This window comes from Pseudomonas guariconensis (assembly GCF_015680235.1).
GTDB classification, from domain to species: Bacteria; Pseudomonadota; Gammaproteobacteria; order Pseudomonadales; family Pseudomonadaceae; genus Aquipseudomonas; species Aquipseudomonas guariconensis_A.
The window spans coordinates 205,249-229,102 of record NZ_JADLJL010000001.1; the positions used below are offsets into that span (position 1 = coordinate 205,249).

The 23,854-nt window shown below is 63.0% G+C and carries 18 protein-coding genes and 1 pseudogene; 7 read left to right on the forward strand and 12 right to left on the reverse strand.

What is annotated here, in order from left to right:
* Positions 1–33 precede the first annotated feature (33 nt).
* On the forward strand, positions 34–570 hold the full coding sequence (locus IRZ56_RS00865; RefSeq protein WP_196143169.1) for an AAA family ATPase: 537 nt from the start codon (positions 34–36) through the stop codon (positions 568–570).
* Between the two features lie 69 nt (positions 571–639).
* On the opposite strand, the gene IRZ56_RS00870 is transcribed toward IRZ56_RS00865, so the two are convergent.
* Both IRZ56_RS00870 and IRZ56_RS00875 read right to left on the reverse strand, forming a co-directional pair.
* Complete coding sequence (locus IRZ56_RS00870) at positions 640–2,541, reverse strand: potassium transporter Kup (protein ID WP_196143170.1); 1,902 nt, start codon at positions 2,539–2,541, stop codon at positions 640–642.
* 141 nt (positions 2,542–2,682) lie between these two features.
* A complete protein-coding gene (locus tag IRZ56_RS00875) occupies positions 2,683–3,546 on the reverse strand; it encodes a GGDEF domain-containing protein (protein ID WP_196143171.1) in 864 nt (287 codons plus the stop codon).
* Between the two features lie 243 nt (positions 3,547–3,789).
* Here IRZ56_RS00875 and IRZ56_RS00880 point away from each other — a divergent pair, with 243 nt between their 5' ends.
* Positions 3,790–5,169: a DUF1329 domain-containing protein gene (locus IRZ56_RS00880; protein WP_196143172.1), complete on the forward strand. Its 1,380-nt coding sequence runs from the start codon at positions 3,790–3,792 to the stop codon at positions 5,167–5,169.
* Positions 5,170–5,244: 75 nt separating this feature from the next.
* Here the strand turns inward: IRZ56_RS00880 and IRZ56_RS00885 are convergent, their stop codons facing one another.
* From IRZ56_RS00885 to IRZ56_RS00900, 4 genes are all read right to left on the reverse strand, one after another.
* Complete coding sequence (locus tag IRZ56_RS00885) at positions 5,245–6,225, reverse strand: quinone oxidoreductase family protein (protein WP_196143173.1); 981 nt, start codon at positions 6,223–6,225, stop codon at positions 5,245–5,247.
* Between the two features lie 84 nt (positions 6,226–6,309).
* Entirely contained in the window at positions 6,310–7,182 is an 873-nt protein-coding gene (locus IRZ56_RS00890; protein ID WP_196143174.1) for an SDR family NAD(P)-dependent oxidoreductase, read from the reverse strand.
* Positions 7,179–7,829: a Dabb family protein gene (locus tag IRZ56_RS00895; RefSeq protein WP_196143175.1), complete on the reverse strand. Its 651-nt coding sequence runs from the start codon at positions 7,827–7,829 to the stop codon at positions 7,179–7,181. The genes IRZ56_RS00890 and IRZ56_RS00895 overlap by 4 nt, the downstream gene beginning before the upstream one ends.
* A complete protein-coding gene (locus IRZ56_RS00900; protein ID WP_196143176.1) occupies positions 7,819–8,163 on the reverse strand; it encodes a hypothetical protein in 345 nt (114 codons plus the stop codon). Before IRZ56_RS00900 ends, IRZ56_RS00895 begins: the two co-directional genes overlap by 11 nt.
* Positions 8,164–8,374: 211 nt before the next feature.
* Here IRZ56_RS00900 and IRZ56_RS00905 point away from each other — a divergent pair, with 211 nt between their 5' ends.
* Both IRZ56_RS00905 and IRZ56_RS00910 read left to right on the forward strand, forming a co-directional pair.
* Positions 8,375–9,385, forward strand: coding sequence for a helix-turn-helix domain-containing protein (locus IRZ56_RS00905; RefSeq protein ID WP_196143177.1), 1,011 nt, complete (start codon positions 8,375–8,377; stop codon positions 9,383–9,385).
* A gap of 154 nt (positions 9,386–9,539) precedes the next feature.
* Positions 9,540–10,661 carry a sensor histidine kinase gene (locus IRZ56_RS00910; protein ID WP_196143178.1) on the forward strand — a complete coding sequence of 374 codons (1,122 nt, stop codon included), beginning with the start codon at positions 9,540–9,542 and terminating at the stop codon, positions 10,659–10,661.
* A gap of 324 nt (positions 10,662–10,985) precedes the next feature.
* Here IRZ56_RS00910 and IRZ56_RS00915 read toward each other — a convergent pair whose 3' ends face one another.
* From IRZ56_RS00915 to IRZ56_RS00925, 3 genes are all read right to left on the reverse strand, one after another.
* Positions 10,986–13,181 carry an OsmC domain/YcaO domain-containing protein gene (locus tag IRZ56_RS00915; RefSeq protein WP_196143179.1) on the reverse strand — a complete coding sequence of 732 codons (2,196 nt, stop codon included), beginning with the start codon at positions 13,179–13,181 and terminating at the stop codon, positions 10,986–10,988.
* A gap of 114 nt (positions 13,182–13,295) precedes the next feature.
* Positions 13,296–14,645 carry a hypothetical protein gene (locus IRZ56_RS00920; protein WP_196143180.1) on the reverse strand — a complete coding sequence of 450 codons (1,350 nt, stop codon included), beginning with the start codon at positions 14,643–14,645 and terminating at the stop codon, positions 13,296–13,298.
* Positions 14,646–15,001: 356 nt separating this feature from the next.
* Positions 15,002–15,721 carry a TorF family putative porin gene (locus IRZ56_RS00925; protein WP_196143181.1) on the reverse strand — a complete coding sequence of 240 codons (720 nt, stop codon included), beginning with the start codon at positions 15,719–15,721 and terminating at the stop codon, positions 15,002–15,004.
* Positions 15,722–16,023: 302 nt separating this feature from the next.
* Between IRZ56_RS00925 and IRZ56_RS00930 the strand changes: the two genes are divergently transcribed.
* Positions 16,024–17,430, forward strand: coding sequence for a sensor histidine kinase (locus tag IRZ56_RS00930; protein WP_230390296.1), 1,407 nt, complete (start codon positions 16,024–16,026; stop codon positions 17,428–17,430).
* 111 nt (positions 17,431–17,541) lie between these two features.
* Here IRZ56_RS00930 and IRZ56_RS00935 read toward each other — a convergent pair whose 3' ends face one another.
* Positions 17,542–18,921, reverse strand: coding sequence for a purine-cytosine permease family protein (locus tag IRZ56_RS00935; protein ID WP_196143183.1), 1,380 nt, complete (start codon positions 18,919–18,921; stop codon positions 17,542–17,544).
* A 285-nt stretch (positions 18,922–19,206) separates the two neighbouring features.
* Here IRZ56_RS00935 and IRZ56_RS00940 point away from each other — a divergent pair, with 285 nt between their 5' ends.
* Together IRZ56_RS00940 and IRZ56_RS00945 are read left to right on the forward strand one after the other, a co-directional pair.
* A complete protein-coding gene (locus IRZ56_RS00940; RefSeq protein ID WP_196143184.1) occupies positions 19,207–19,908 on the forward strand; it encodes an EthD domain-containing protein in 702 nt (233 codons plus the stop codon).
* 370 nt (positions 19,909–20,278) lie between these two features.
* The gene (locus IRZ56_RS00945) at positions 20,279–22,036 is read left to right on the forward strand and encodes an OPT family oligopeptide transporter (protein ID WP_196143185.1); all 1,758 of its coding nucleotides are present in this window, start codon (positions 20,279–20,281) and stop codon (positions 22,034–22,036) included.
* A 236-nt stretch (positions 22,037–22,272) separates the two neighbouring features.
* Here the strand turns inward: IRZ56_RS00945 and IRZ56_RS00950 are convergent, their stop codons facing one another.
* Both IRZ56_RS00950 and IRZ56_RS00955 read right to left on the reverse strand, forming a co-directional pair.
* Positions 22,273–22,791, reverse strand: coding sequence for a DUF1993 domain-containing protein (locus IRZ56_RS00950; protein WP_196143186.1), 519 nt, complete (start codon positions 22,789–22,791; stop codon positions 22,273–22,275).
* A 129-nt stretch (positions 22,792–22,920) separates the two neighbouring features.
* Positions 22,921–23,279: pseudogene (locus tag IRZ56_RS00955) on the reverse strand (DUF6713 family protein).
* Positions 23,280–23,854: the final 575 nt, after the last annotated feature.

The window sequence follows — 23,854 nt, forward strand, 5'->3', positions numbered from 1 at the left end:
GGTTCGGCTGAAATTTTCTGGAGCCTTTGGTCGATGGACAACTTCGTGATCATTTCCGGCTGCTCGGGCGGCGGCAAGTCCACGCTGCTGGCTGAGCTCGAGCGACGCGGCCATGCCGTGATCGAAGAGCCCGGGCGGCGTGTGGTACAGCAGCAGCTGCGCGAACAGGGCCAGGCGCTGCCCTGGCTCGACCTGGTCGGTTTTCTGCACCGGGTGATGGACATGGCCCAGGCCGACTACGCGTCGGCTGCGCAGAAAAATGCGCAGTGGGTGTTCTTCGACCGTGGCATGATCGATGCCGCCGCGGCCCTGGAGCGCCTCACGGGCGAGCCTGTGCTGGCGGCCGCGGCCGAGTCCTGCCGTTATCGCCGGCAGGTATTCCTGACGCCGCCTTGGCCTGAGATCTATGTGCAGGATGCAGAACGGCGCCACGGCATGCAGGCTGCGCTGGAGGAATTCGAGCAACTGCAGGGCGTCTATCCTGCCCTCGGCTACCAGGTATCGCTGCTTCCCAGAACCTCTGTCGCCGAACGCGCCGACTTTTTGCTGCGCGCGTTGGCCGGCCACTGAAACACCGCCCGTCGAGGGCTGGTGGGCGCCGGCTTGCCGGTGAATGGGCGGGTGCGAAACCGTTTCAAATCACATTTCGACCTGGGTACCCAATTCGATCACCCGGTTGAGCGGCAACTGGAAGTATTTCAGGTTGCTGTTGGCATTCCTCAGCAAGAACGCGAACAGTTGCTCGCGCCACCGCGCCATGCCCATGCGCCGGGTGGCGATCACCGTCTCGCGGCTAAGGAAGTAGGTGGTGCGCATTGGGCTGAAGTCCAGCCCTTCACGCTGGCACAGGCTCAAGGCCAGCGGTACGTCGGGCTCCTCGATGAAACCGAAATGCAGTGTGACGCGGAAGAACCCTTCGCCGAAGGCCTCGACCTCACAGCGTTTGTCGGCACTGACCCGAGGCTCGTCCTCCGACACCACGGTCAGCACCACCACCTGCTCGTGCAACACCTGGTTGTGCAATAGGTTATGCAACAACGCATGCGGCACGGCATCGGTACGGGCACACAGAAACACGGCCGTGCCCTGCACACGATGGGGCGGCTGGGCCTGCAGGCTGGCGATGAACAGATCCAGCGGCAGCGCAGCTTCATCCAGGCGCTCGACGATGATCTTGCGCCCGCGCTTCCAGGTGGTCATCAGGATGAACAGCGCCACCCCAGTGACAACCGGGAATGCCCCGCCCTGCAGGATCTTCGGTGCATTGGCGGCGAAATACAGGCTGTCGACCAGCAGGAAGCCCAGCAGCATGGGGATGGCCAACCAGCGCGGAGTTTTCCACGCCAGCAGCACCACCGCGGACGACAGCAGCGTGGTGATCAGCATGGTACCCGTCACCGCCACACCGTAAGCCGCCGCCAGTGCGCCCGAAGACTCGAAACCGATCACCAGCAACACTACGCCGACCATCAGCGCCCAGTTCACCGTACCGATGTAGATCTGCCCCTGCTCCTCGCTGGAGGTGTGCTGGATGAACATGCGCGGCACATAGCCCAACTGGATGGCCTGGCGCGTCAGCGAGAAGGCACCGGAAATCACCGCCTGGGAGGCAATGATGGTGGCCAGCGTGGCCAGGGCGACCATCGGCAGCAACGCCCAGCCAGGGGCCAGCAGGTAGAACGGGTTACGCACCGCCTCGGGGTTGCCGAGGATCAGCGCTCCCTGCCCGAAATAGTTCAGCACCAGCCCCGGCAGCACCAGCATGAACCACGCCCGGGCGATGGGCCTGCGGCCGAAATGCCCCATGTCCGCATACAGCGCCTCGGCGCCGGTCAGGGCCAGAACCACCGCTCCCAGGATAGCTACGCCCACGCCTGGGTGCAGGACGAAGAAACGCACCGCCCAGGCCGGGTTGAGCGCCTGCAGCACCTCGGGCCGCTGCACGATCCCCAGCACACCCAGCGCACCCAGCACGACGAACCACAGCACCATCACCGGCCCGAACAGGATGCCGATGCGCGCGGTTCCGTGCTTCTGGATCAGGAACAGTGCCACCAACACGATCAACGAAAGCGGCACGACCCAGTGCCCGATCCCGTCGAAGGCAAGCTCCAGCCCCTCCACCGCCGAAAGCACGGAGATGGCCGGGGTGATCATGCTGTCGCCGTAGAACAGCGCCGCACCGAACAGGCCCAGCAGCACCAGCACCCGGCTCAGTTGCGGATAGGGCGCCGCAGCCCGCCGCGCCAGCGCGGTCAGGGCCATGATGCCGCCCTCGCCCTGGTTGCTGGCGCGCAGGATGAACAGGACATACTTGACCGACACCACCCAGATCAACGACCAGAACACCAGCGACAACACGCCGAGCACGCCTTCCGGGGTGGGCTGCACGCCATAATGCCCGGCGAACACTTCCTTGAGCGTATACAACGGGCTGGTGCCGATATCGCCATAGACCACGCCGACAGCGGCGACGAGCAGGCCAAGGCCTGTGGTTTTCGAAGAGGGGGAATGATTCGCAGCAGTCGCGGCTTCGCTCACGGGTGACTTCTCTGGGCAGACGGTAAACCGCGCTAAGTATCGCTTCACGCCATCATTTGAGCCGTAAAAAGCGCGTAAAGATCGCGCCCTGGTGGTCCCGCGTGCCGATCCTGCCGACACGCGGATACCCTCGGCCCGCCCTCACCCAGCGATCGAGCGGTACCGCTTGACCCGGTACATCTCGCCATCGGCATGGCTGAGCAAGGTATCGGCATCCTCGCCATCGCCGGGGTAGCAGGCCACGCCGATGCTGCAGGACGGCATCTTCAATCCGCCAAGCTCGCCTCCCAGCGGCTCGGCCATGGCGGCGAGGATCTGCTCGACCTTCTCGTAGACGGCGCCGTGGGCTTCAATGTCCGTCAACAACACGGTGAATTCGTCGCCACCCATCCGCGCCACGGTGTCGGTCTCACGCACGCAGCCCTCCAGGCGCCGGGCGACCGCGCACAGGACCCGGTCGCCGATGGCATGGCCGTGAACATCATTGATGCCCTTGAAATCATCGATATCCAGGAACAACAGCGCCAAGGTGCTGCCGTGGCGGCGCGCCGCGCGCAGGGCTGCGTCCAGGCGCACATTGAACACCGAGCGGTTGGTCAGCTTCGTCAGCGGGTCGTGGTGAGCCAGGAACCGCAGCTCCTCCTCGGCCTGGGTCAAGGCCGTCACGTTGCGCGCGACGCCGATCCGTGCCCCCACCTCCTCCGACCAGCAGGCCGCCCACAGAATGTGCACGATAGCGCCATCCTTGCGAATGTAGCGGTTGCGAAAATCGATGTGGGACTGGCCGTTCATGACACGGATGATCGACGCACGGGTCGCCGCCAGGTCGTCCGGGTGCATGTACTGGGTGATGGGCGTGCCAACCAGCTCCTCGGGCAGGTAGCCCAGCAGCGCCTGGCAAGCATCGCTGACGAACACGATCTGGTTGTCCCGATCAACCACGAAGACCGTATCCAGCATCAGGTGGATCAGCCGTGGGTACAGCGCTTGCAGGTCAACGGGCATAGGTCGGCGGGGTCCGATTCATACGGGCTTGAGCATAGCCCGACGGCGAAGGTGTGTGTGTTCTAGTGCATGTGGCAAGGCCGCGTCAAGCCTGCACCGACGCTTGCAATCGGATGCCATGAGCGTTTCGGTAATGATGGCTGAGCGAAGCGGTGGCGGTGCCCCCTGGGGCCCTATGGCTCAATGACGGCGAGCCTGCGCCCGGTGCAGGCCTTCGTGCCCCCAACAGACGAGAACAACAAGATGACTTGCACACCCCGCCTGCTGCCCCTTTTGCTCTCCATAGGCCTTGCCAGCGCGAGCTTCCCGAGCCTGGCCCAGGTTAGCGCGGATGAAGCCGCACGCCTGGGTAACGACCTGACCCCGATGGGGGCCGAGAAAGCAGGAAATGCCGACAACAGCATCCCGGCCTGGAGCGGCAAATGGCGCGGTACGCCACCTCATGTCAGCTTCGCCGGCACCGGCCATAAGCGTCCCGACCCCTACGCCGGGGAAAAGCCGCTGTTCACCATTACCGCGCAGAACATGGCCGAGCATGCCAGCCGCCTGTCCGATGGGCAGAAAGCCTTGTTCAAGCGCTACCCGCAAACCTATCGGATCGTCGTCTACCCCAGCCACCGGGATTTCCGCTATTCGCAGGAGGTGGAACACAACATCCGCTACAACGCCCTCAATGCGCAGCTCGTCAATGACGGTTACGGCGTGACCAACGCCTACGGCGCCTCGCCGTTCCCGGTTCCGAAAAACGGCTATGAGCTGATCTGGAACCACAACCTGCCCAGCCGCGCCTGGAAAGAAGAAGCCACCTACCTGATGGCGCTGACCTTCTCCAACCAGAACCGAGTATTCGAGAAGGTCCGCTACCAGATCCTTTCGCCCTGGGACAACCCCAGCGGCAAGGCCGAAGCCTACGACGGCATCCAAGCCTACGCGATGATCAGCACCCTGGAGCCGACCCGCAAGAAAGGCGAAATCATCCTCACCAACGAATTCAGCAACCCGGTCGCCCAGCCCCGCCAGAGCTGGCAGTACATCCCCGGTACCCGGCGCGTACGACGCGCGCCCACGGTCGGCTATGACACGCCCTATGGAGTGGGAGGCTTCCGGGTGATGGACGAGGACCGCCTGTTCAACGGTGCCCCAGACCGCTACCAATGGAAGCTGGTGGGCAAGCAGGAAATGTACATCCCCTACAACAACTACACGCTAGATGACCCCGACCAGCCCCTGGACACGCTGCTCACCGAGCACGGCCACCTCAACCCCGATGCCGTGCGCTATGAGCTGCACCGTGTCTGGGTGCTGGAGGCCGAGCTGCGCCCCGGCAGCCGACACACATATGCCAAGCGCCGCCTGTACCTGGACGAGGACAGCTGGACCGCCGCGCTCGCCGACAACTACGACGCCAAGGGCCAGCTCTGGCGCACCAACGTGCAGACGTCGGTCTATGCCTATGAAGTCCAGGCCTTCCATGCGCGGGTCGCGGTATTCCACGACCTGATCGCCGGTTCGTACCTGGTGGACCGCCTGGTCAACGGCATGGGCGCCACCGCCCGGCTCAATGATGCGCGCTTCGATGCGGGCTACTTCTCCGCCGGCAACCTGCGCAAGCTCGGCCAGTGAAACCACGCGGCCCCGGTCGGGTGATGGAAGATCGCCCGGCCGGGGCCGCTTTTTATGCGACAGCCTGGTGGCGAGTCAGTCGCCATCCGCCACCTGCAGGACCAACTTGGCCTTCGCGCCGCCATGCTGCAGCAGGTCGTGGGCGCGGGCCACCTGTGCCAATGCCAGGATTTGGATGCGCGGCGTGCGCACCTGCCCTTCGGCCAGCAAGGCAGCGATGCGGGCGAGGTTGGCACCGCTGGGCATCTTGCTGTAGGTAACGGCCGTGCGCAGTCCGCGCTGGGCCGCTGCGGCATGGTCAGGGCCGGCATCGCCTTCGGCCAGGGTCAGAATCGCCACCAGCAGCCCGCCAGGGCACAGCATGTCCAGAGCGCCCGGCAGGCTGGCGCAGCCCACGCAATCGAGGATCAGGTCCACGCCTGCGGGTGACCACTGCTTCACAGCGGCCAGGATATCCTGGCTGCGGTAATCGATCGCCTGGTCGCAGCCCAGCGCCTCGACATAGCCAAGGTTCCCTGCATTACAGGTCGCCACGACCTGCGCCCCGGCGGCCTTGGCGAACTGGATGGCGAAGGTCCCGACAGCACCAGCCCCGCCATGCACGAGCACCTTCTGCCCGGCCTGCAACCCACCATCGTCGAACAGCCCGGCCCAGGCCGCCAAGGCCGGGGTCGGGACCGACGCAGCCTGGGCGAAGCCCAGCCCCTCAGGGATAGGCACGACAGAATCCTGCCTCACGCAGCAATACTCGGCATAGCTACCCCAGTTGCCGGCCCCCACATCACTCTGCGCGAACACCCGCATCCCAGGAGTGAAACCTGTAACGCCCTCGCCCACCGCCACTACGGTCCCGGCCAGATCGAAGCCCAGGACGAACGGGAAACGGTAGGTAAGAAAGCCCTCCAGGTAGCCTTCGCGGCACTTCCAATCGGCCGGGTTGACCCCGGCGCATTGCACCCGGACCAGTACGTCATCGGGGCCCGGCAACGGCTGGTCGAGCGTCGCGAGGCGCAACACCTGCGAGGTTCCCAGTTGGTCAATCACTACAGCGCGCATCGCAACACCTCTCTTTGTGTCCTTGCTTGAAAAACAACGGCGACCTAGGTCGGTCGCCGCGCGATGGCTGCATCACCGGCCGTATCAAATGCCCAGAGGCTCGATGGCAGGGTGCGCCCATTCGGGTATGGTCGCGGCCGGCAGCCTGCTCCGAGCGTCCAGCGTGTGCACGGGCAACTGATGTGCCAGGGGAAAATGCAGGCTGTGGGCTACCAGGCCGGTGCGCTTGTGGGCCGGCAGCTGGCACAGGGCCAAGGCGGTTTCGACCAGGTACTCGACAGGCTCGGTGGGATAGTCCTCGGGGATATACCGCCCCCCGCCCGGGGTACGGATAGCGGTGCTCGGCCCCACCGAATTGACTGCGATGTTGTCGGCCTCGAGCTCCGCGGCCAGCCCTTGAGTGAAGCGGTTTATGGCTGCCTTGGCCGCCGCGTAGACGGCAATCCCGCCGAAGCGCTCGAAATCTTGGAAGGGCCTTTGGGGCGGCAAGGCCGTGACCGAGCCCAGGTTGAGGATCCAACCCGCACCTCGGGCGCGCATCAGCGGGATGGCCGCCTGGCTGAGCACGAACGGGATCCGCAGGTAATGGTCCAGGGTGCGCTCGTACACCGCCATCGGCATGTGTTCGACACTGTCGTATTCGGCGTACCCGGCATTGTTCACCAGGATGTCTAGGCCGCCTGCCACCTCGGCAGCCCGCGAAACCAGGCTGTCGCGCTGGGCCGCCACTTCGAGGTCCGCAGTCAGGACGATTGCCTGGCCACCGGCTTGGGTGATCAGCTCGGCCGTTTCGGCCAAAGAGCCTTGCACGCCGGACGTGGGTTCGAGCGTACGCGCGCTGATCACCACCATGGCCCCTTCGGCAGCGAAGCGTTGGGCGATGGCACGGCCGATACCACGGCTGGCACCGGTGACGAGCGCGACCTTGCCGGCCAGCAATTGCGTTGTTTCAGTCATGGCTGTTCCTTGCGGTCAGGGGAAAGCGGACGGGTCAGGAGGCTGCTGGCCAGGGGGCAGAAGGCATGGGAAATGGCCTCGACGGCCCACTCGGGGCATTCCGGGTCGAACCAGCGGTCCACCCAACCCCAGTGGAAGGGGTGGGTCAGGTATTCCCCCTGGAGGTCTTCGAGGCGAGCGAACTCCTGCTGCCAGACATGGGTCCAGCGGCCCGGGCAGCGGACCCGGCCCAATTGCCAGTTGCCGATGCCTTGCATGTAGGCCGGCATGCGCAGCAGGTCCCGCTCCAGGGCTTCGACGATGGCTGGGCTGCGGCCCTCACGCAGACGAAACAGCAAGGTGCGCCAGGTACCGTCGCGTAGCCCGGGTGCTCGCTGGCCGCCGGCCACACGCTGATAGGCCACCCGGTCCACATGGGCCAGGCCGGGCAGCTGTGACAGGCAAGCCTCGGCGTTCTCTTGGAAGGCGTTGCTGGCAAAGCACAGATCCAGGGTGAAATCGCCGCTCCCCCAGCTGCCGGGCAGGTTTTGCCCCAGGTTGAAGAAGACCAGGCCAGGCAAAGCCTGCAATTGGTACCGCAGTCGCGCCTCCAGAGTGCTCGCGGCAAAGCCCGGCGCCAAGTACAGCTGCACGGTTTCATGCCACATCGTCAGGCTCCTGCGCTGTGGCCAAAGGCTGGCCTGCGTCTCCTAGCACATGCCGAGCACGCTGCTGGCACACGCCATCGACGACATTCCAGAACGCCAGCACTTGGGCACCGGCGCCCAGGCGCATACCGTAGTAGCCCCACACATCGGGTACCTGCCATAGCAACCAGAGGCGGTTGGCCTCGCCAGCGACAGCCACCGGCGGCGACACCCAGCGCTGCAACAAGGTCAGCCCACGGGCGGCGCTGTGCGGTAGGTAGAGCGCGTCCAACGCCTCGAGCACCGTTGGGAGCTGCTTGGGCTCGAGCAGGATTTCATCCAGGATCTGGATCATGACTTGCCCATCCTCTGTTCAGGTGACAGGCTGGTGCGATTCCACAAGCGAGTGACAGCGATGCTCATGTTCCGGGTACTCCGCGAAAGTTGCAGGGTTCGCCGCGTTTTCAGCGCGGGCTTGCCGTCCATTGAGCCATAGCAGCCAGGGGCAGACCGCTACAGGTTCGCTCACCCACCACCACCGAAACGATCAGCAGGCGAGGTTGAAGATGGCGTTGCACTCCACAGCACCGGTTCGAGTTCCCCAGGGCCTGGACACCCGCCTGCTGGCGGAGTTGCAACGCAACAACCTCGCTCTGGAGCCGCCACCATCGGCCTTGCTGTCCGCGGCGCAGCGCTTTGTCGCCCTGTATCGCCAGGCCATCGAGCAACTGGAGGCGAAAGTCGCCCAAGGCGAAGGACAACCGCCGATGCGCAAGGCAGAGGTTGACCTGATGTGCCGCTGCCTGCTCAGTTGCGGGCACCTGGACGAAGCCATTGCCTGTGCCGCGCAGTTCTGCGCCATGCTCGACCCGCGCGCAGGCAGCCTGAGCCTGGAGGTCCAAGGCACGACGGCCACCTTCCACATGGACTCGTTGCGCCACAAGCGCAGCAGTGCGGCATGCCTGGTGGACCTGACCGGGCTGTTCTGCTACCTGCAGTTGTTCGGTTGGCTCATTGGGCAGCCACTGCGGCCCGACCAGGTCTTTCTCGCCCACCCCCAGCGCGAGGATGCTGCCCCCTTCCTCGGCCTGTTCGATGCGCCAGTCGCTGTCGGTAGGCGCACCTACGGTTTCAGCTTCAATGCCGCACTGCTGTCTCGTCAGGTGATACGCACGCCTGCAGAGCTGGCGCTGTTCCTGGTGGACTTTCCGTTCCGCCTGATCGGAGCGCCCCCAAGCGCAGTGGCGATCACTCAGCAAGTGCGCGGTTTCCTCGATGCAGCGCTGAGCCATGAACGGGAGGTGCCGGCGTTGAGCGCCATTGCCGCCGCCCTGGGCACCACCTTGCCGACCTTGCGTCGGCGCCTGGCCGCCGAAGGCTCCAGCTATCAGGCGCTGCGCCGGCTCAGCCTGTGCGAGTCGGCGCAGCGCTGCCTGCGCGATACCGATTGGACGATCGGGCGCATCGCCGGCCACCTGGGCTTCGCCAGTGAAGCGGCGTTTCGCCGAGCTTTCCTCAGCTGGACCGGGAAGGCACCCAGCCGTTATCGCGCCCAACAGAGTGGCGCGAACGGCTAGCGCGATATCACTTTGACAATATGGCTCGGCGCTCAAACCCGTTCTAGCATTAACACTCTATTTCCAGTACGTGTGTGCTCATGAGCGGTATCGCGCCTGTTCATGCCCCGAGAAAACACACTCCCATCAGACGCATTGATGCATAAGGCCTGCCATGCGACTTTCAACGTTTATCCTGGACAACATGGAAAGCATCCTGCAAACGTGGGAAGCATTTGCACGGTCTGTAGAGACACCGAACCGGGACCTGAGCGCCAATGGCCTGCGCAACCATGCCGAACACATCCTGCGCACGGTGGCCCAGGACATGCGCACGCCACAGACAGAACAGCAGCAGATCGCCAAGTCCCATGGCCTGGGCCCCTCGTCCAGCCAGGAGACCGCCGCCCAGACCCACGCCGTGCTTCGCCTCATCGATGGCTTCACCCTCGACCAGATGGTGTCGGAATACCGCGCCCTGAGGTCGAGCGTGCTGCGCCTGTGGCTGGCGCGAGACCCGGTGGAGCATAGTTACCAGGTCGACGACATGATCCGCTTCAACGAGGCGATCGACCAGGCGCTGGTCGAATCGATCGGTGCCTATGGGCAGGAGGTCGAGTCGACGCGCAAAACCGTGCTTGGCGTGCTCGGCCATGACCTGCGTTCCCCCTTGACCGCCGTGCTCATGGGCTCGTCCCTGCTGAGCAAGAGCCCCCAGTTGACTAGCCGCGAGAAAGACGTCGCGACCCAGATCGCCACCAGCGCGCAACGGGCGAACCAGATGGTCAAGAACCTGCTGGACCTTGCGCACTGCAACCTGGGCACAGGCATCCCGATCGTTCGTGCGCACACGGAGCTGAACCAGGTCTGCAAGGCTGTAATCGAGGAAATCAAAGCCGGTAACCCCGGGCTCGACATCGTGCAGGTCGATGAGCGGACCATTGCCGGCGCGTTCGATGGGGCGCGGATGTCCCAGGTGTTCTCGAACCTGATCGGTAATGCGGTCCGTCATGGCCAAGCGCGTCAGCCGATCAAGGTCCTACTGAGTGGCGACGGCGAGCGGGTGATCCTCGAGGTGCATAACTTCGGCGAACCGATTCCCGCCAGCGCCCTGCCCTCACTGTTCAGTCCCAAAGGACGTTACACCCGGTATACGGACAAACAGAAAAAGCCCACCGGGCTGGGCTTGGGCCTGTTCATCGTATCGGAGATCGTCGCAGGCCACGGTGGGCATATCGAGGTGGAATCCAGCCATGCCCAGGGCACCCGCTTCCGGGTGATCATGCCGACAGGCTGAGGCCGGCGCCTTTATCGTGCCCAATCGCCGGCAAGCCGGCGATTGGACCTCAGGAGCCTCAGTGCGCCGAAGCCTTGCGGCATACGGCCATACCGTGGCCAGCACGATCAGCGCGGCGCCCGCCCGCAGTGGCATGATCTTACCTACCATCGCGGGACAAGCCCGCCCTACAAAGAACCCGTCATCGGCAAGGTTTGCGTGATCCTGAGCGGGCTTGTCCCGCGATGGGGCGCGTAGCGGCCCCAATTATTAAGGCAAAGGCAGCTATTTATTGCGCGGAGCGCAGTCGAAAGGTTGATCTCTCACAAGATTCTGGTGGCGAACCTACGCCACCGCATTGGCCCGCGCACGGTGCAGCTTCTTGTAGCTTTCGACCAAACGCAAATGCCGGTCGAGCCCTTCGAGCTTCAGGCTAGTCGGCGTCAGGCCATGGAAACGCACGCTGCCCTGCACCGAGCCCAGCACCGCATCCATCCGCGCATCGCCGAACATCCGCCGGAAGTTGACCTCGTAATCGGCCAGCTCCAGCTCATCGTCCAGCGTCACTTCCAGCACCACGTTCAAAGCCTGGTAGAACAGCCCGCGCTCGACGGTGTTGTCGTTGAACTGCAGGAACGCCTCGACCAGCTCCTTGGCCGCTTCGAACTCCTGCAAGGCCAGGTAGATCAGCAGCTTGAGCTCGAGGATGGTCAACTGGCCCCAGGCGGTATTGTCGTCGAACTCGATGCCGATCAAGGTCTTGATGTCGGTGTAGTCGTCCAGCTCGCTGTCCTCCAGCCGCTCGACCAGCGCCTGCAAGGCAGCGTCGTCGAGGCGGTGCAGGTTGAGGATGTCGGCACGGAACGCCAGGGCCTTGTTGGTGTTGTCCCAGATCAGGTCTTCCACCGGGTAGATTTCCGAATAGCCCGGTACCAAAATGCGGCAAGCGGTCGCCCCGAGGTGTTCGTACACCGCCATGTACACTTCCTTGCCCATCGATTCGAGAATGCCGAACAGGGTGGCGGCTTCCTCGACGTTGGAGTCCTCGCCCTGGCCGGAGAAGTCCCACTCGACGAACTCGAAATCGGCCTTGGCACTGAAGAATCGCCACGACACCACGCCGCTGGAGTCGATGAAATGTTCGACGAAGTTATTCGGCTCGGTCAGCGCATGGCTTTCGAAGGTAGGCTGCGGCAGATCGTTCAGGCCTTCGAAGCTGCGCCCTTGGAGCAATTCGGTCAGGCTGCGCTCGAGCGCCACCTCGAAGCTTGGGTGGGCGCCGAACGAGGCGAACACGCCACCGGTGCGCGGGTTCATCAGGGTGACGCACATCACCGGGAATTCGCCGCCCAGCGAAGCGTCCTTGACCAGCACCGGGAAGCCCTGCTCTTCCAACCCCTGGATACCGGCCAGGATGCCAGGGTACTTGGCCAGGACCTCCTGCGGCACATCCGGCAGGGCCAGCTCGCCTTCGAGGATCTCGCGCTTGACCGCACGCTCGAAGATCTCCGACAGGCACTGCACCTGCGCCTCGGCCAAGGTATTGCCGGCGCTCATGCCATTGCTCAGGAACAGGTTCTCGACCAGGTTGGACGGGAAGTACACCACCTCGCCATCGGACTGGCGCACGTACGGCAGCGAGCAGATGCCCCGCTCGACGTTGCCAGAGTTGGTGTCATACAGGTGCGAGCCACGCAGCTCTCCCTCGGGGTCGTAGATTTCCAGGCAGTACGGGTCGAGGATCTCTGCCGGCAAGGCATCCTTGCGGCCCGGCTTGAACCAGCGCTCGTCCGGGTAGTGGACGAAATCAGCGTTGGCGATCTCCTCGCCCCAGAACTGGTCGTTATAGAAGAAGTTGCAGTTCAGGCGCTCGATGAACTCACCCAGGGCCGACGCCAGGGCACTTTCCTTGGTGGCACCCTTGCCGTTGGTGAAACACAGCGGCGACTGCGCGTCGCGGATGTGCAACGACCACACGTTGGGCACGATGTTGCGCCACGAGGCGATCTCGATCTTCATGCCCAGATCGGCGAGGATCTGCGACATGTTGGCGATGGTCTGCTCCAGCGGCAGGTCCTTGCCGGGGATGAAGGTGCTGGTATCGTTGCCAGGGTTCACCAGCAGCAGCGCCTGCGCATCGGCGTCCAGGTTCTCGACTTCCTCGATGATGAACTGCGGCCCGGTCTGCACCACTTTCTTGACCGTGCAGCGGTCTATGGAGCGCAGGATGCCCTGGCGGTCCTTCTCGCTAATGTCGGCCGGCAGCTCGACCTGGATCTTGAAAACCTGGTTGTAGCGGTTCTCCGGGTCGACGATGTTATTCTGCGACAGGCGGATGTTATCGGTGGGGATGTTGCGCGTATTGCAGTACACCTTCACGAAATACGCCGCACACAAGGCCGACGACGCCAGGAAGTAGTCGAATGGGCCTGGGGCCGAACCATCGCCTTTGTAGCGGATGGGCTGGTCGGCCACGACCGTGAAGTCATCGAACTTGGCTTCAAGACGAAGGTTGTCGAGAAAGTTGACCTTGATTTCCATGCGGGAATACCGTGATAAAAAGCAGAACAAAATGGCTGTCATTATCCGGGTTTTGCTGCGAAACGGCTAACCTTTCATGCCTCCGGGCAACCCGTGCCCGGAGGCATGCCGGGGTCATTCCAGCAATTGCTCCAGGCTCGGGTCGCGAATCACCCGCTGCATCGGCTGTGGTGCACCATGGCCGGGCTTGGCCATCTTCAGCTTCATGCTCGCAACCTTGGCACAGGCGTTGGCGCCATCGGCGTAGATGCCGCTCATGTCGCATTTCCATTGGTAGAAGTTCACCAGGCCGCCCGACATCTGCAGGCTGTAGTCGGTGCTCTGGGTGCCTGCCGTGAACGGCACCCCGGCCGGGATGTTCTGGAACCACTTCATCCAGTCAGCCGAGCCCACCGCTGGCGGGTCCGCCTGGAACAGCGGGTTCATGATCGCCATCTGGGGCGCCTCGGCGGTCATGTGGCAGCTCAGGCAGGAGCTGTTGGGGTTGTCCACCGGGCCGTTGAGCCGGCCATTCCAGCCCAGGTGGGTCGGCGGCAGCTCTTGGGTATCGGCGTTGATCGCGGTCTGCTGCAACGCGGGGTTGATCTTGGTGACGGTCGGCTCCGGGTTGGTGTAGTCGTTGCTGGTGACCTGCGGGTCGTTGCCCCACATGATGCCCACCGGCACCAGGTTGTCCCAGCCGGCTTTGCCGGTCTTGGCGCCGTTGTACTGGAAGGTGCCGAACAGCCAGCCAGTGTCGCTCATGCGAGTATCGCGCACGGCGATGTCCATCTGGATCAGCGCCACTTCCTTCAACTTGCGGTTGGCGGACTGGAACGTCTCGGTGATATAGCCCTGCCACAGCACCGGGTTGGCCAGGAACGGCACCGTGCTGCGGTCGATATCGGCGAACAGTGCCTTGCACACCACGGTTCCGTTGGCAAAGCTGTTGGGCTTGGAGGTGAAGCTCGGGTCGGGGTTCTGCGGGTCCTTCCAGACCTGGCCGAGGGTATAGGCGCCGATGTCGTTGTAGATACCTACCGCGTAGGTCTGCCCGGTCGCGGCCTGCCCCGCCGCCAATTGCCTGGCCTGGATTTGCGCTTCCTTGGTCAGGCCGTGGATGCCTTCGCGCCCCAGCGGCCCGTAGTGCTGCCAGGGCATGTGGTACCAGTTGCGCACCTTGTTGTTCTGCACGTACCAGTCGGCTTCGACGTTGCCTTCCAAGCAATAGGCCTTCGCCGCATCCATGTAGGCGCGCCAGGTCTCGAAGTTGTTGTCCGGCTTGGCCGGCAGCAACTTGAAGAACGCCGGCAAGGTGCCCTGGGGCGGCGTGTTGGGGTAGCTCTGGCTGAGGGTGAAGGTCGGGCCTTTGTAGCTGGCGGGCGGAGCATAGCCATAGTCCGGGTAGGTGCCGGCCTGGGCCGCGAGGCTGAACAGGGCGGCCATCATGGCCAAGGCTGCAGGCTTTCCTTGGAACGGGGTCATCACGGATCTCCTTGATCGCACAAGCCGGGCATCGCTCGGGCCCTTGCCCACCAATGCGGGGCTTCCATCATTGTTATTGGTCTGGGCCCTGGCACCGGCCAGGGCCGGCTTCACGGTAGGACCGGGTCTGGGTCGTGGGCCTCCTTGGCAATGCCGCTGGGACGAACGCGGTCGGCCCCCGAGACGAGCGCGGGGGAGACCAGAAAGGAAAGAAGATGAAGGGGCGAGAAATGGCGCATGTCGACTCCTGTCGATCATTGACCGTCTTCCTTGCTAACAGGTGTAGGCCATCCTGGGAAAAGTGCCATCCTTTTCACATCAAACTGTGAGCAGGACCGCAATGGACCGTGGCGGCCTCAGAAGAAACTGCGCTGGGCCTTGAGCGTCACCATGCTTTCGCAATAGCTGTTGATGCCCGCATAGGCGTCGCAACCAGCACCGCGCAGGTCGGAGTTGCTGTAGATCAGGTTGAGGTCGATGCCCAGCCAGGGGCGCGAGAGCTCCAGCGACCAGTCGTTGAACGTGTCGACATGGCTGCCGTCGCCGATGGTGAAAGGCGTGCCGAGGCGATGATGGGCCAGCTTGACGGTGAGGCCGACATCGAACAGCGGCAACTGGCCGAAATCGGCGAACAGCGTGCCGGTGCGGTTGCCGGGGTTGTCGCGCAGGGCGCCGCCGAAACGGCTGCCGAATACCGAAACACCGCCGTACAGCGCATAGCTGTCGCTGTCGGCGAGGTTCGGCTGACTGTAGTGGATCAACCCGGCCTCCAGGCCCAGGCTGTCGTCGAAGCGCCGCTTGTAACCCAGGTAGCTATCCAGGCGCAGGGTCGAGGTAGGGGACAGGCCCACGCTGGGGGCGTACTGGCCGACGTACCAGCCGCTGGGGTGGCTGAGGTCCAGGCCACCGTGAAAGGCGCCGACGGCGCTGGGGGAAATCAGCCCCTGGGCCATGGTGCGTGAAGCGGTCGTGCCCAGCTTGAAGTCGAAATCGCCCAGTTCGCGCTGGATCTGCTGGGCCAACAGCATGGGGCAGAAAAGCAGCGCCATGCTCGGCACCAGCCAGTGCCTGGTCATGGTCACCGTCCTGGAATGCCTGCTTTGAAGAGCAAGAGGATAACGGGGTTGGTTGCCGGGGGGAACCGTGGCCATTTGGTCATGCCCCGGTGTCCAGTAATACGGCAAGGCCCGCGTGGGTGCAAAGCGACGCCGGGCGGGTAGGAGCTGGCTTGTCAACGATGGGGCCGCTGCGGCGACCAAGCCAGCCTCCCTGCCCCATTGCGCAGGTATGCACCTACACTGTCTGGCAGGTCATCTGCAGCATCGGAGGCGCGATGCAACTACGTGCTGGGTGGTTCCGTTCCTTGCTACCGACGATCATGTCAACGGATCCCGGCGAGCCGTTCAACCTGATGCGGCGCTTCTCGCTGATCAGCTTCGTCATCATCAGCGGTGTCGCGGTTGGCCTGGCTTCGTTGTCGACACGCTTTCTGGTCAATGAAAGCCTCGAGCGGGACGCCCTACTGTCGGCGCAGTTCATCCAGTCCATGGCTGCCGGCGAAATCCGCCACCATGGCCTGCTCGGCATGAACATGGGTGACGTGCTGTCGCTCACGTCCTACAGCATGCTCACCACCGATACCCTGCACAACCGTGACCTGGCCCGTTCGGAGTTCCTCGACCACCTGAGCAACCTGCCGGATATGCTTTTGGCCAGCATCTTTTCCACCGAACGCCAGATCATCTGGTCGACCAACCCTGCCCTCGTCGGCCGCAGGGTGCATGACGACGAGGCGCTGGAGACAGCATTCAGCTCAAGCGGAGGCATCAGCGCCCGCTACGACGAGGTAGAGCCCGGTCGGACCGAGCAGCAGTTCACCCGTGCGCCGAAGATGTTCTTCGTCGAGAACTACATCCCGTTGATGGACAGCCAAGGCAAGGTCCTGGCCATGGTGGAGCTGTACAAGGAGCCGGTAGACCTGCTCGAGCGGATAGAGCGTGGGCACCAGCTCATCTGGGCCGCCACCGCCCTGGGTGGGCTGATCATCTACTTCGGCCTGTTCTGGATCGTCTGGCGCGCCGCACAGCTGCTGGCTGCACAACAGGACCAACTGGTGGCGAACAAGACCTACGGCGGCCTGGTGGAAATGTCCACCGCAGTGGCCCATAGCTTGCGCAACCCGCTGGCCAGCATCCGCAGCAGCGCCGAGCTGGCCCAGGTCATGCCGGGCCAGCCGGCAGTGCGCAACATCACCGACATCATCGCCCAGGTCGACCGGATGTCGAACTGGGTGGGCGAGCTGCTGCAATGCCTGCGCCCGCTACGCGGGGAGTCGGAGCCGGTCGACCTGGTGCAGGCAGTGCACACGGCGCTCGACGGCTTCGCGCCCCAGCTTCGCCAGGCAAGGATCGAGGTCACGTTCGATGCCGATGGCAGCGTCATGGTGACCAGTCATCACCTGCTGCTCATCCAGGTTCTGAACAGCGTCCTGGCCAATGCCATCGATGCCATGCCCAGTGGTGGAGCGCTGACGGTCACGCTCGAGCGCAACGACGCGCAGGTGGTGCTGCTGATCGACGACACCGGCCCCGGACTCAACCGGCAACAGGAGATGATGGCGTTCAAGTCGTTCTACACCACCAAGCAAGGCCGCCTCGGTATCGGCCTGGTCATGGTCCGGCAGGTGATGGAACGTTTTGACGGGCAAGCGAGCCTGAGCAACCTGGCGCCGCAGGGCACCCGGGTGTATCTGCAGTTTCGTAGGGCGATGGCGGCGCTTCAGTGAAGGCTGCGCCGCAGTTGGCCAGCCCAGATGGCCGCCGTGTAAGATTGGGTTCTGGTTTGGGCGCTGGAGAACAGGCCCCGGCCTCTTGGGGTTGGGGCGCCAGGTTGGCCCTCAGTCAGGTACGGACGCCTGCAGCGCTGCAGACTTGGCCGCAGGCTGGCTGTTGACCATGCAATACAAGGCCCCCGCCAGGACCAGGCCCACCGCCCAGCTGATATCCGCCCCCAGCCAGTTCGCGACGAAACCGGTGTAGAACGACAGCTTCATGAACGGAATGGTGCCGATGATCGAGACGGCATACACCGCCAGCGTGCGGCGATTGAAGCGCCCGTAGCGCCCCTTGGCGTTGTACAGCTCCCCGACTTCATAGTGCCCACGGCAGACCCAGTAGTAGTCAGCCAGGTTGATCGCACTCCACGGGATCAGGAGGTAGAGCTGGCCGATCAGGATGTCGGCGAAGAAAGTGTCGAACCGGTACTGGGTGGCGATGGCGATCAGCGTCGCCGCCACGGTCAGCACGGCCATGATCAGCGCTTTTGCCGACGCCGTGACGTGCCGCAGTTCACCGAAGGCGCCGAAGATGGTCACCGACGACATGTAGGCGCTGTACAGGCAGAGCACGTTGTACTGGATGACGCCCAGCGCAATCACACCCAACGCCAGCGGCGCCCAGGGCCCGAACAAGGTGGCGATGGCGGTGGCAGGGTCGTGGCCGAGCGCGGATGGGATGGCGACAGCCAGCAAGGCGCCCAGGGCCATCATGGCGAACGAGCCCAGCGCGCAGCCGCAATAGGTTGTCCAGAATGTGGTGCGGGTGTTCACGTTTGCCGGCAGGTAGCGCGAATAGTCGGCTACGTAAGGGCCATACCCGAGCGTCCAGGACGCCGCCTGTGCCACGACCAGGTTGAAGGCCGTCCAGGAGAAACCGCTGCTGAGCGAGGTACTCACCCCGGCCTCGCCGGGGTGCAGCAGGATCAACACCAGGGCGCCGCCGAACACCAGGGTGGACAGCAGGCTCATCCACGCCCCCAGGCGGTGGATCAGCTCGTAGCCGATGAAGCCGATGACGAATGTCAGCACGCCGACCAGGATGATCGCCTGGTCGTCGCTGATCGGCAGCAAGGCCTTCAAGGCGTCGCGCATGAGCACGCCGCTGGCGGCCAGGAACAGCACGGCGGCCGTGACCATCACCAATAATGGAATCGCAGCGCCATGCACGCCGAACTGCGCCCGGCTCTGGATCATTTGCGGCACGCCCAGGTGAGGCCCCTGGGCGGAGTGCGCGGCCATGAAGATGGTACCCACCAGGTTGCCGACCAGCAGGCCGAGCAATGTCCAGGCAAAGCTCAGGCCTGAGGCGATACCCAAGGTGCCGACCATCAGGGCCGTCACCTGGAAATTGGAGCTGAACCAGATCGTGAACAGCCGTTTGGGTGAACCATAGCGTTCGGCGTGGGGGACAAACTCGATACTTCGCGTTTCCAGCTTCACGGGCGTTTCCTAATTGTTGTTATTCGGCGGATTATCAGCCTGGCAACCGAACCCCATTCGGCCTGGCGACGAACACTTCATAGCTATCAACGACTTACAGGTGCAGTTCGTCGGCTTCTGGCAGCGATGTGGCAACCCCGTTGGATCGAATCTTGCTGGTTCTTGCGAGTTGGCCAGACGCGGTGTCACCGTCTAGTCCGTTCAGAGGATTCCAAAGCCACACCGAAGGCCGACCATGGTCCGCTCAAGGTCATTCCCGACCACGCCGTGTGTAAGGAGAGCTTCGTGCAGAAAGTCATCTACCTGCTTTGGCAACCTGAGCAAGACACCTCCGAGTCGTTCGCCGCTGCACTGCGCGGCCCCCTCGCCGACCGCCTGCAGACCCTCGGCGCCCGGCACCTGCAATTGAACCTCGCCGATGCCGACGTCAGCCCCGCCCAGGGCCTGCGCCAGCAACAGGCCGGCCCCCTGCCCCAGGCCGTGCTGAGCTTCTGGCTCGACACCGCCATCGCCGAGTTCCGTCGCCCGTTCGACGACACCCTGCACGCCAGCTGCGCACGCATCGCCGGGTACCTGGTGTGCGAATCGGTGCCTATCCGCAACACCCGCTTCCCTGCCCAGCTCGGCCAGCGCACCCACGGGTTCTCGCAACTGGCCTTCCTTCAGCGGCCAGCACGCTTGACCCACGAGGCCTGGCTCGAGGTGTGGCAGAACTACCACACGCGGGTGGCCATCGATACCCAGGACAACTTCGAATACGTGCAGAACCTGGTGGTGCAGGTGCTCACCCCCGGTGCCGCGCCGCTGGCGGCCATCGTCGAGGAGTGCTTCCCGCCCGCCGCCATGAACGACCCGCAGGCGTTCTTCGATGCACCGGGCGATGCGGCGAAGTTCCAGCACAACCTCGCGGTGATGATGGACAGCTGCCAACGGTTCATCGACTTCGACCAGCTGGGCGTGCTGCCCACCAGCCAGTACCCACTGTGAATGGGCACTTTCGCCTGGCCTCAAGGGCTGGCCACACAGCCGTGATCGAACTCTCCCCTGTGGGGGCTTGCCCCGCGATCGGCCGGGCCCGATATCTCGTCATCTGGCAAGGGCTTCGCCCTTGATCGCGGGACAAGCCCGTTCCCACAGAGGTGCTTTATGCTCTGCGCGACAGCACAGCCCGAAGGGCTGGTTAATCTCCCACAAAAGATTACCGCTGAGTACACCGGCAGTTAGGTGTCGATAGCAAACGGTCATGATAAGCCGCTGTGTTCCCGAGCCGCCGCTTACGGAGTGTCTACGGTGAACCTTCGCGGCATTCGGAACTCAGTAGCCCAGACGGCGCCTGTAACTTCTACAAAGGATTGCCATGGGACATGCTCCATCCACCGTTTTCTCAACGATTCGCGTAGAACGTGAACTGAGCCTGCGGGCCGTGCTCACCGGCGCGGTGCTGGGCATTTTGCTCACGCCATCGAATGTCTATGCGGGGCTCAAGATCGGCTGGTCGTTCAACATGTCGATAATCGCCTTGCTGGTCGGTTGTGCCCTGTGGCAGGGCCTGGCGGGAGGCAGGAAGGGCCTGCCGGCATGGTCGCTGCACGAAAGCAACATCAACCAAACCGTGGCTTCGGCCGCCGCCTCCATCGTTTCCGGCGGGCTTGTCGCGCCCATTCCCGCCTATACACTGCTCACCGGCCACCAGCTGGACCCGGTGCCCATGATGGCCTGGGTCTTCTCCGTGAGTTTCCTGGGCATCTGGATCGCCTGGTACCTGCGCCCCACCCTGCTCGCCGACCCTAACCTGAAGTTTCCCGAAGGCATTGCTACCCTGGAGACCTTGCAGCAGATCTACAGCCAGGGGCGTGAAGCCATGGCGCGGATCAAGGTTCTGTTCAGCGCCGCGCTGCTGTCAGCGCTGGTGAAATGGATTGATGTGTTCGCCTGGACGATACCGCGTTGGTCACCCACACCCACGTTAGAACGCCTGACCTTCACTGCCGACCCTTCGCTGATGCTCATCGGCTTTGGCAGCATCATCGGCATTCGCGTGGGCCTGACGTTGCTCTTCGGCGCCGCGCTGGCATGGGGCGGGCTAGCGCCCAGGCTGATCGACCATGCGCTGGTGGTGCTCGCCCCAAACGCCAGCGGCCCACAGTTTGCCGCATTGGTGGAGTGGTTGTTATGGCCGGGGGTGAGCCTGATGGTTTGTGCGACCCTGACGTCTTTGGCTGTTCGTCTATTGCAAGCGCATCGACGGTTGCCCGCCGACCTCAAGGCAAATCGCACACCGAGCCCCCAGATACGGTTTTCCCCGTGGCCTGCTTCGGGGCTACTGCTCTCCATCGCGCTGATCGTGCCCCTGCAAGTCCTACTGTTCGCCATTGATTGGTGGATGGCTCTGTTGAGCATTCCATTGGCGGTGTGCCTGGCGGTGGTCGCCGCGCGCGTGGTCGGCGCCACCGGCATCGCGCCGATCGGCGCTATCGGCAAGCTGTCGCAACTGAGCTTCGGGCTGATCGCCCCGGGCCAGGTGACCATCAACCTGATGAGCGCCAACACGGCGGGTGGCGCAGCCGGGCAATCCACCGACCTGATGAACGACTTCAAGGTCGGCCAGGCGATCGGCGCAACGCCGCACAAGCAGTTGATCGCGCAATGCATCGGCATCTTTATCGGCAGCGTGTTTGGCGTACTGGTCTACCTGATGCTGATTCCCGATCCGCAGGCCCTGCTGCTCACCGAGCAATGGCCCGCACCGGCCGTAGCGACCTGGAAAGCGGTGGCCGAAACGCTAACCCAGGGGCTGCAGGCACTTTCGCCGGAAATCCGCTATGCGATAGCGACCGGAAGTTTTATTGGCGTGCTACTTGGCGCGTTGGACAGCCTGCTGCCGCAACGGCTGGCACGCTGGCTGCCGAGTACGGCAGCGTTGGGGTTGGCTTTCATATTGCCGGCATCGATCAGCATGATGATGGGCTTGGGTGCGGTACTCACTTGGCTGGTTAGCTGCCGTTGGCCGAGTGTCACTGAGCGATTCGCGATTACGGCGGCGGCGGGGTTGATTGCTGGTGAGAGTATTTTGGGTGTGGGGGCTTCGTTCTGGGAGATGCTTCGGGCGTTGTAGATGGGCGATTTGGTCTGTGCTAACCCTAGAGACGTTTTCCATAACCAGTAGCGGGTCTCGGCACATTTCCTAAGCGCCCGTCTAGGCTCTGTCTGAAAAGTCTTGAGACGCCGGTCAGGCAAGGCGAAAACAGCCGAGGAAGCGGAGTTTACGGGTTGTAAATGAGCATTCCGAGGCTGTTTTCAACGCAGCATGACCAAGTATCAAGGCTTTTCAGACAGAGCCTAGCGAGTGGTTCACTGTCGCAGATAGGCGAACATGTGCTGCACGTAATCGGCTTTTCCGAGCGGAACGCCATTGTGACGCAGAATGTTGTAGGCCGTAACGAGATGAAAGTAAAACTGTGGCGTAACCCAATCGACTGCGTACTCACTGCCGGTCATATCAAAGGTGATGTGATTTGGTAGCACGATTGAGATCTTGAGGTCTGCTGCTGCATCTATCGCTACGGCATCAGCAGCTTCTAAGAACCGCAACGTTCGTTCAATCAGCGCCTTCGCCGATGCGATGTCCTCTGGCGGCGAGAGCGTCTCAAGCGGCTGATGTGTAAGCCGCTGAACCGCCTCCTGCGCCTGGACACATGCATATTGAACCTGCCGAGAAAGATTGTGCATGTCAGGTGCTAGCCGAGACTCAAGCAAGATTACCGGATCGTAGCCCCTTTCAAGCGCGCAGGACTCTCCCTTGGACAAAAGAGTCGATAGGGCCCGTAACATTTGGGCGAAACAGGGGATGGTGATTGCATAGATGGACATATCTTTTCCCTAAGTAGTTATTCGACATGGATACCAGCGGCCAACGTTCATCACTCTGAACCACTCAAGTTGCTCTGCGGTGCTGATGAATTGCGCACCCATGTCGGGTCAAAGAAACGGCGCCGACCCTCACGGTACCGAGGAGCGGATTTTAGCCATCAGCCATATGGAACCGACCAAGCACAGCATTAGGACGGATATCGAAGCAGGCAGATGAAACTGGTGAAAGCCAGCCAAGCCGAAACCGGCATGGATAAGGAACGTGATCAGGCCTAGGCCAGCACAAATTTTTGCAAAGACCACCGCGTTGACCGCACCCAGCAACACGTTTCGATACCCAACCAGAACCACAGGTATTGCGAAGATATTGAACAGCAAGAAGCCCTGCACCCCGCCCGGTAGGAAAAACATCTCCACTCCTGCCAGTACGCGGCATCTATTTGATGAAGGATCAGTGCAAGCATTGTTACGAAATAGCTTCTTTCCATGTAAGCAATCCCTTCAGCTAGTGGCCAATGCGGTCCTATTGAGGCTCACACGATGAGCAAGCACACCTGGGGCCTTGGACGGTCCGCACAATTCCAAATGTTGGCCTTATCGGCTCCACCGGCTATGCGAACGACTCGATTTGGAGTGCAGTATATGCAAAAGCGGTGGGCAAACTGAAAGATGCCATGGACCAAGCGTTTGACGGGCCAGCGACCTACAGACGTGCTGGTGATGAGGCGGGACGACATTTAGGGCGATGCCCTCGGCGTGGAGCAAAAGAAGCCCCATAAGAAGCTGAGAATCATGCTCGAGGTGTACGGCGTGGAAAGCAGCCTGAGTGCCCTGGTCAGGAAGATTCTGGAGCGTAACGCGGCTCACGGATCCATACATACTGACTGCTGATCGACAATGGAAGGCGGGTCACGACACTCATGCTTCGCCATCGCTGGGACGATGCTCGGGCGGAAGCGGTTAAGGCCGCAGTTGCCCCCCCTGGCGACCCAGTACTGGCCGGCCGGGTCGGCCAACTCCAGTTCCGCGACATTCGCCCGAAGGCATGGTTAGATTTTCCATG

Excerpts from the sequence above, each read along its gene's own strand:
- IRZ56_RS00865 (WP_196143169.1), top strand. The coding sequence starts at position 34 with ATGGACAACTTCGTGATCATTTCCGGCTGCTCGGGCGGCGGCAAGTCC.
- IRZ56_RS00875 (WP_196143171.1), bottom strand. The coding sequence starts at position 3,546 with ATGCCCGTTGACCTGCAAGCGCTGTACCCACGGCTGATCCACCTGATG.
- IRZ56_RS00880 (WP_196143172.1), top strand. The coding sequence starts at position 3,790 with ATGACTTGCACACCCCGCCTGCTGCCCCTTTTGCTCTCCATAGGCCTT.
- IRZ56_RS00885 (WP_196143173.1), bottom strand. The coding sequence starts at position 6,225 with ATGCGCGCTGTAGTGATTGACCAACTGGGAACCTCGCAGGTGTTGCGC.
- IRZ56_RS00890 (WP_196143174.1), bottom strand. The coding sequence starts at position 7,182 with ATGACTGAAACAACGCAATTGCTGGCCGGCAAGGTCGCGCTCGTCACC.
- IRZ56_RS00895 (WP_196143175.1), bottom strand. The coding sequence starts at position 7,829 with ATGTGGCATGAAACCGTGCAGCTGTACTTGGCGCCGGGCTTTGCCGCG.
- IRZ56_RS00900 (WP_196143176.1), bottom strand. The coding sequence starts at position 8,163 with ATGATCCAGATCCTGGATGAAATCCTGCTCGAGCCCAAGCAGCTCCCA.
- IRZ56_RS00905 (WP_196143177.1), top strand. The coding sequence starts at position 8,375 with ATGGCGTTGCACTCCACAGCACCGGTTCGAGTTCCCCAGGGCCTGGAC.
- IRZ56_RS00910 (WP_196143178.1), top strand. The coding sequence starts at position 9,540 with ATGCGACTTTCAACGTTTATCCTGGACAACATGGAAAGCATCCTGCAA.
- IRZ56_RS00915 (WP_196143179.1), bottom strand. The coding sequence starts at position 13,181 with ATGGAAATCAAGGTCAACTTTCTCGACAACCTTCGTCTTGAAGCCAAG.
- IRZ56_RS00920 (WP_196143180.1), bottom strand. The coding sequence starts at position 14,645 with ATGACCCCGTTCCAAGGAAAGCCTGCAGCCTTGGCCATGATGGCCGCC.
- IRZ56_RS00925 (WP_196143181.1), bottom strand. The coding sequence starts at position 15,721 with ATGACCAGGCACTGGCTGGTGCCGAGCATGGCGCTGCTTTTCTGCCCC.
- IRZ56_RS00930 (WP_230390296.1), top strand. The coding sequence starts at position 16,024 with ATGTCAACGGATCCCGGCGAGCCGTTCAACCTGATGCGGCGCTTCTCG.
- IRZ56_RS00945 (WP_196143185.1), top strand. The coding sequence starts at position 20,279 with ATGGGACATGCTCCATCCACCGTTTTCTCAACGATTCGCGTAGAACGT.
- IRZ56_RS00950 (WP_196143186.1), bottom strand. The coding sequence starts at position 22,791 with ATGTCCATCTATGCAATCACCATCCCCTGTTTCGCCCAAATGTTACGG.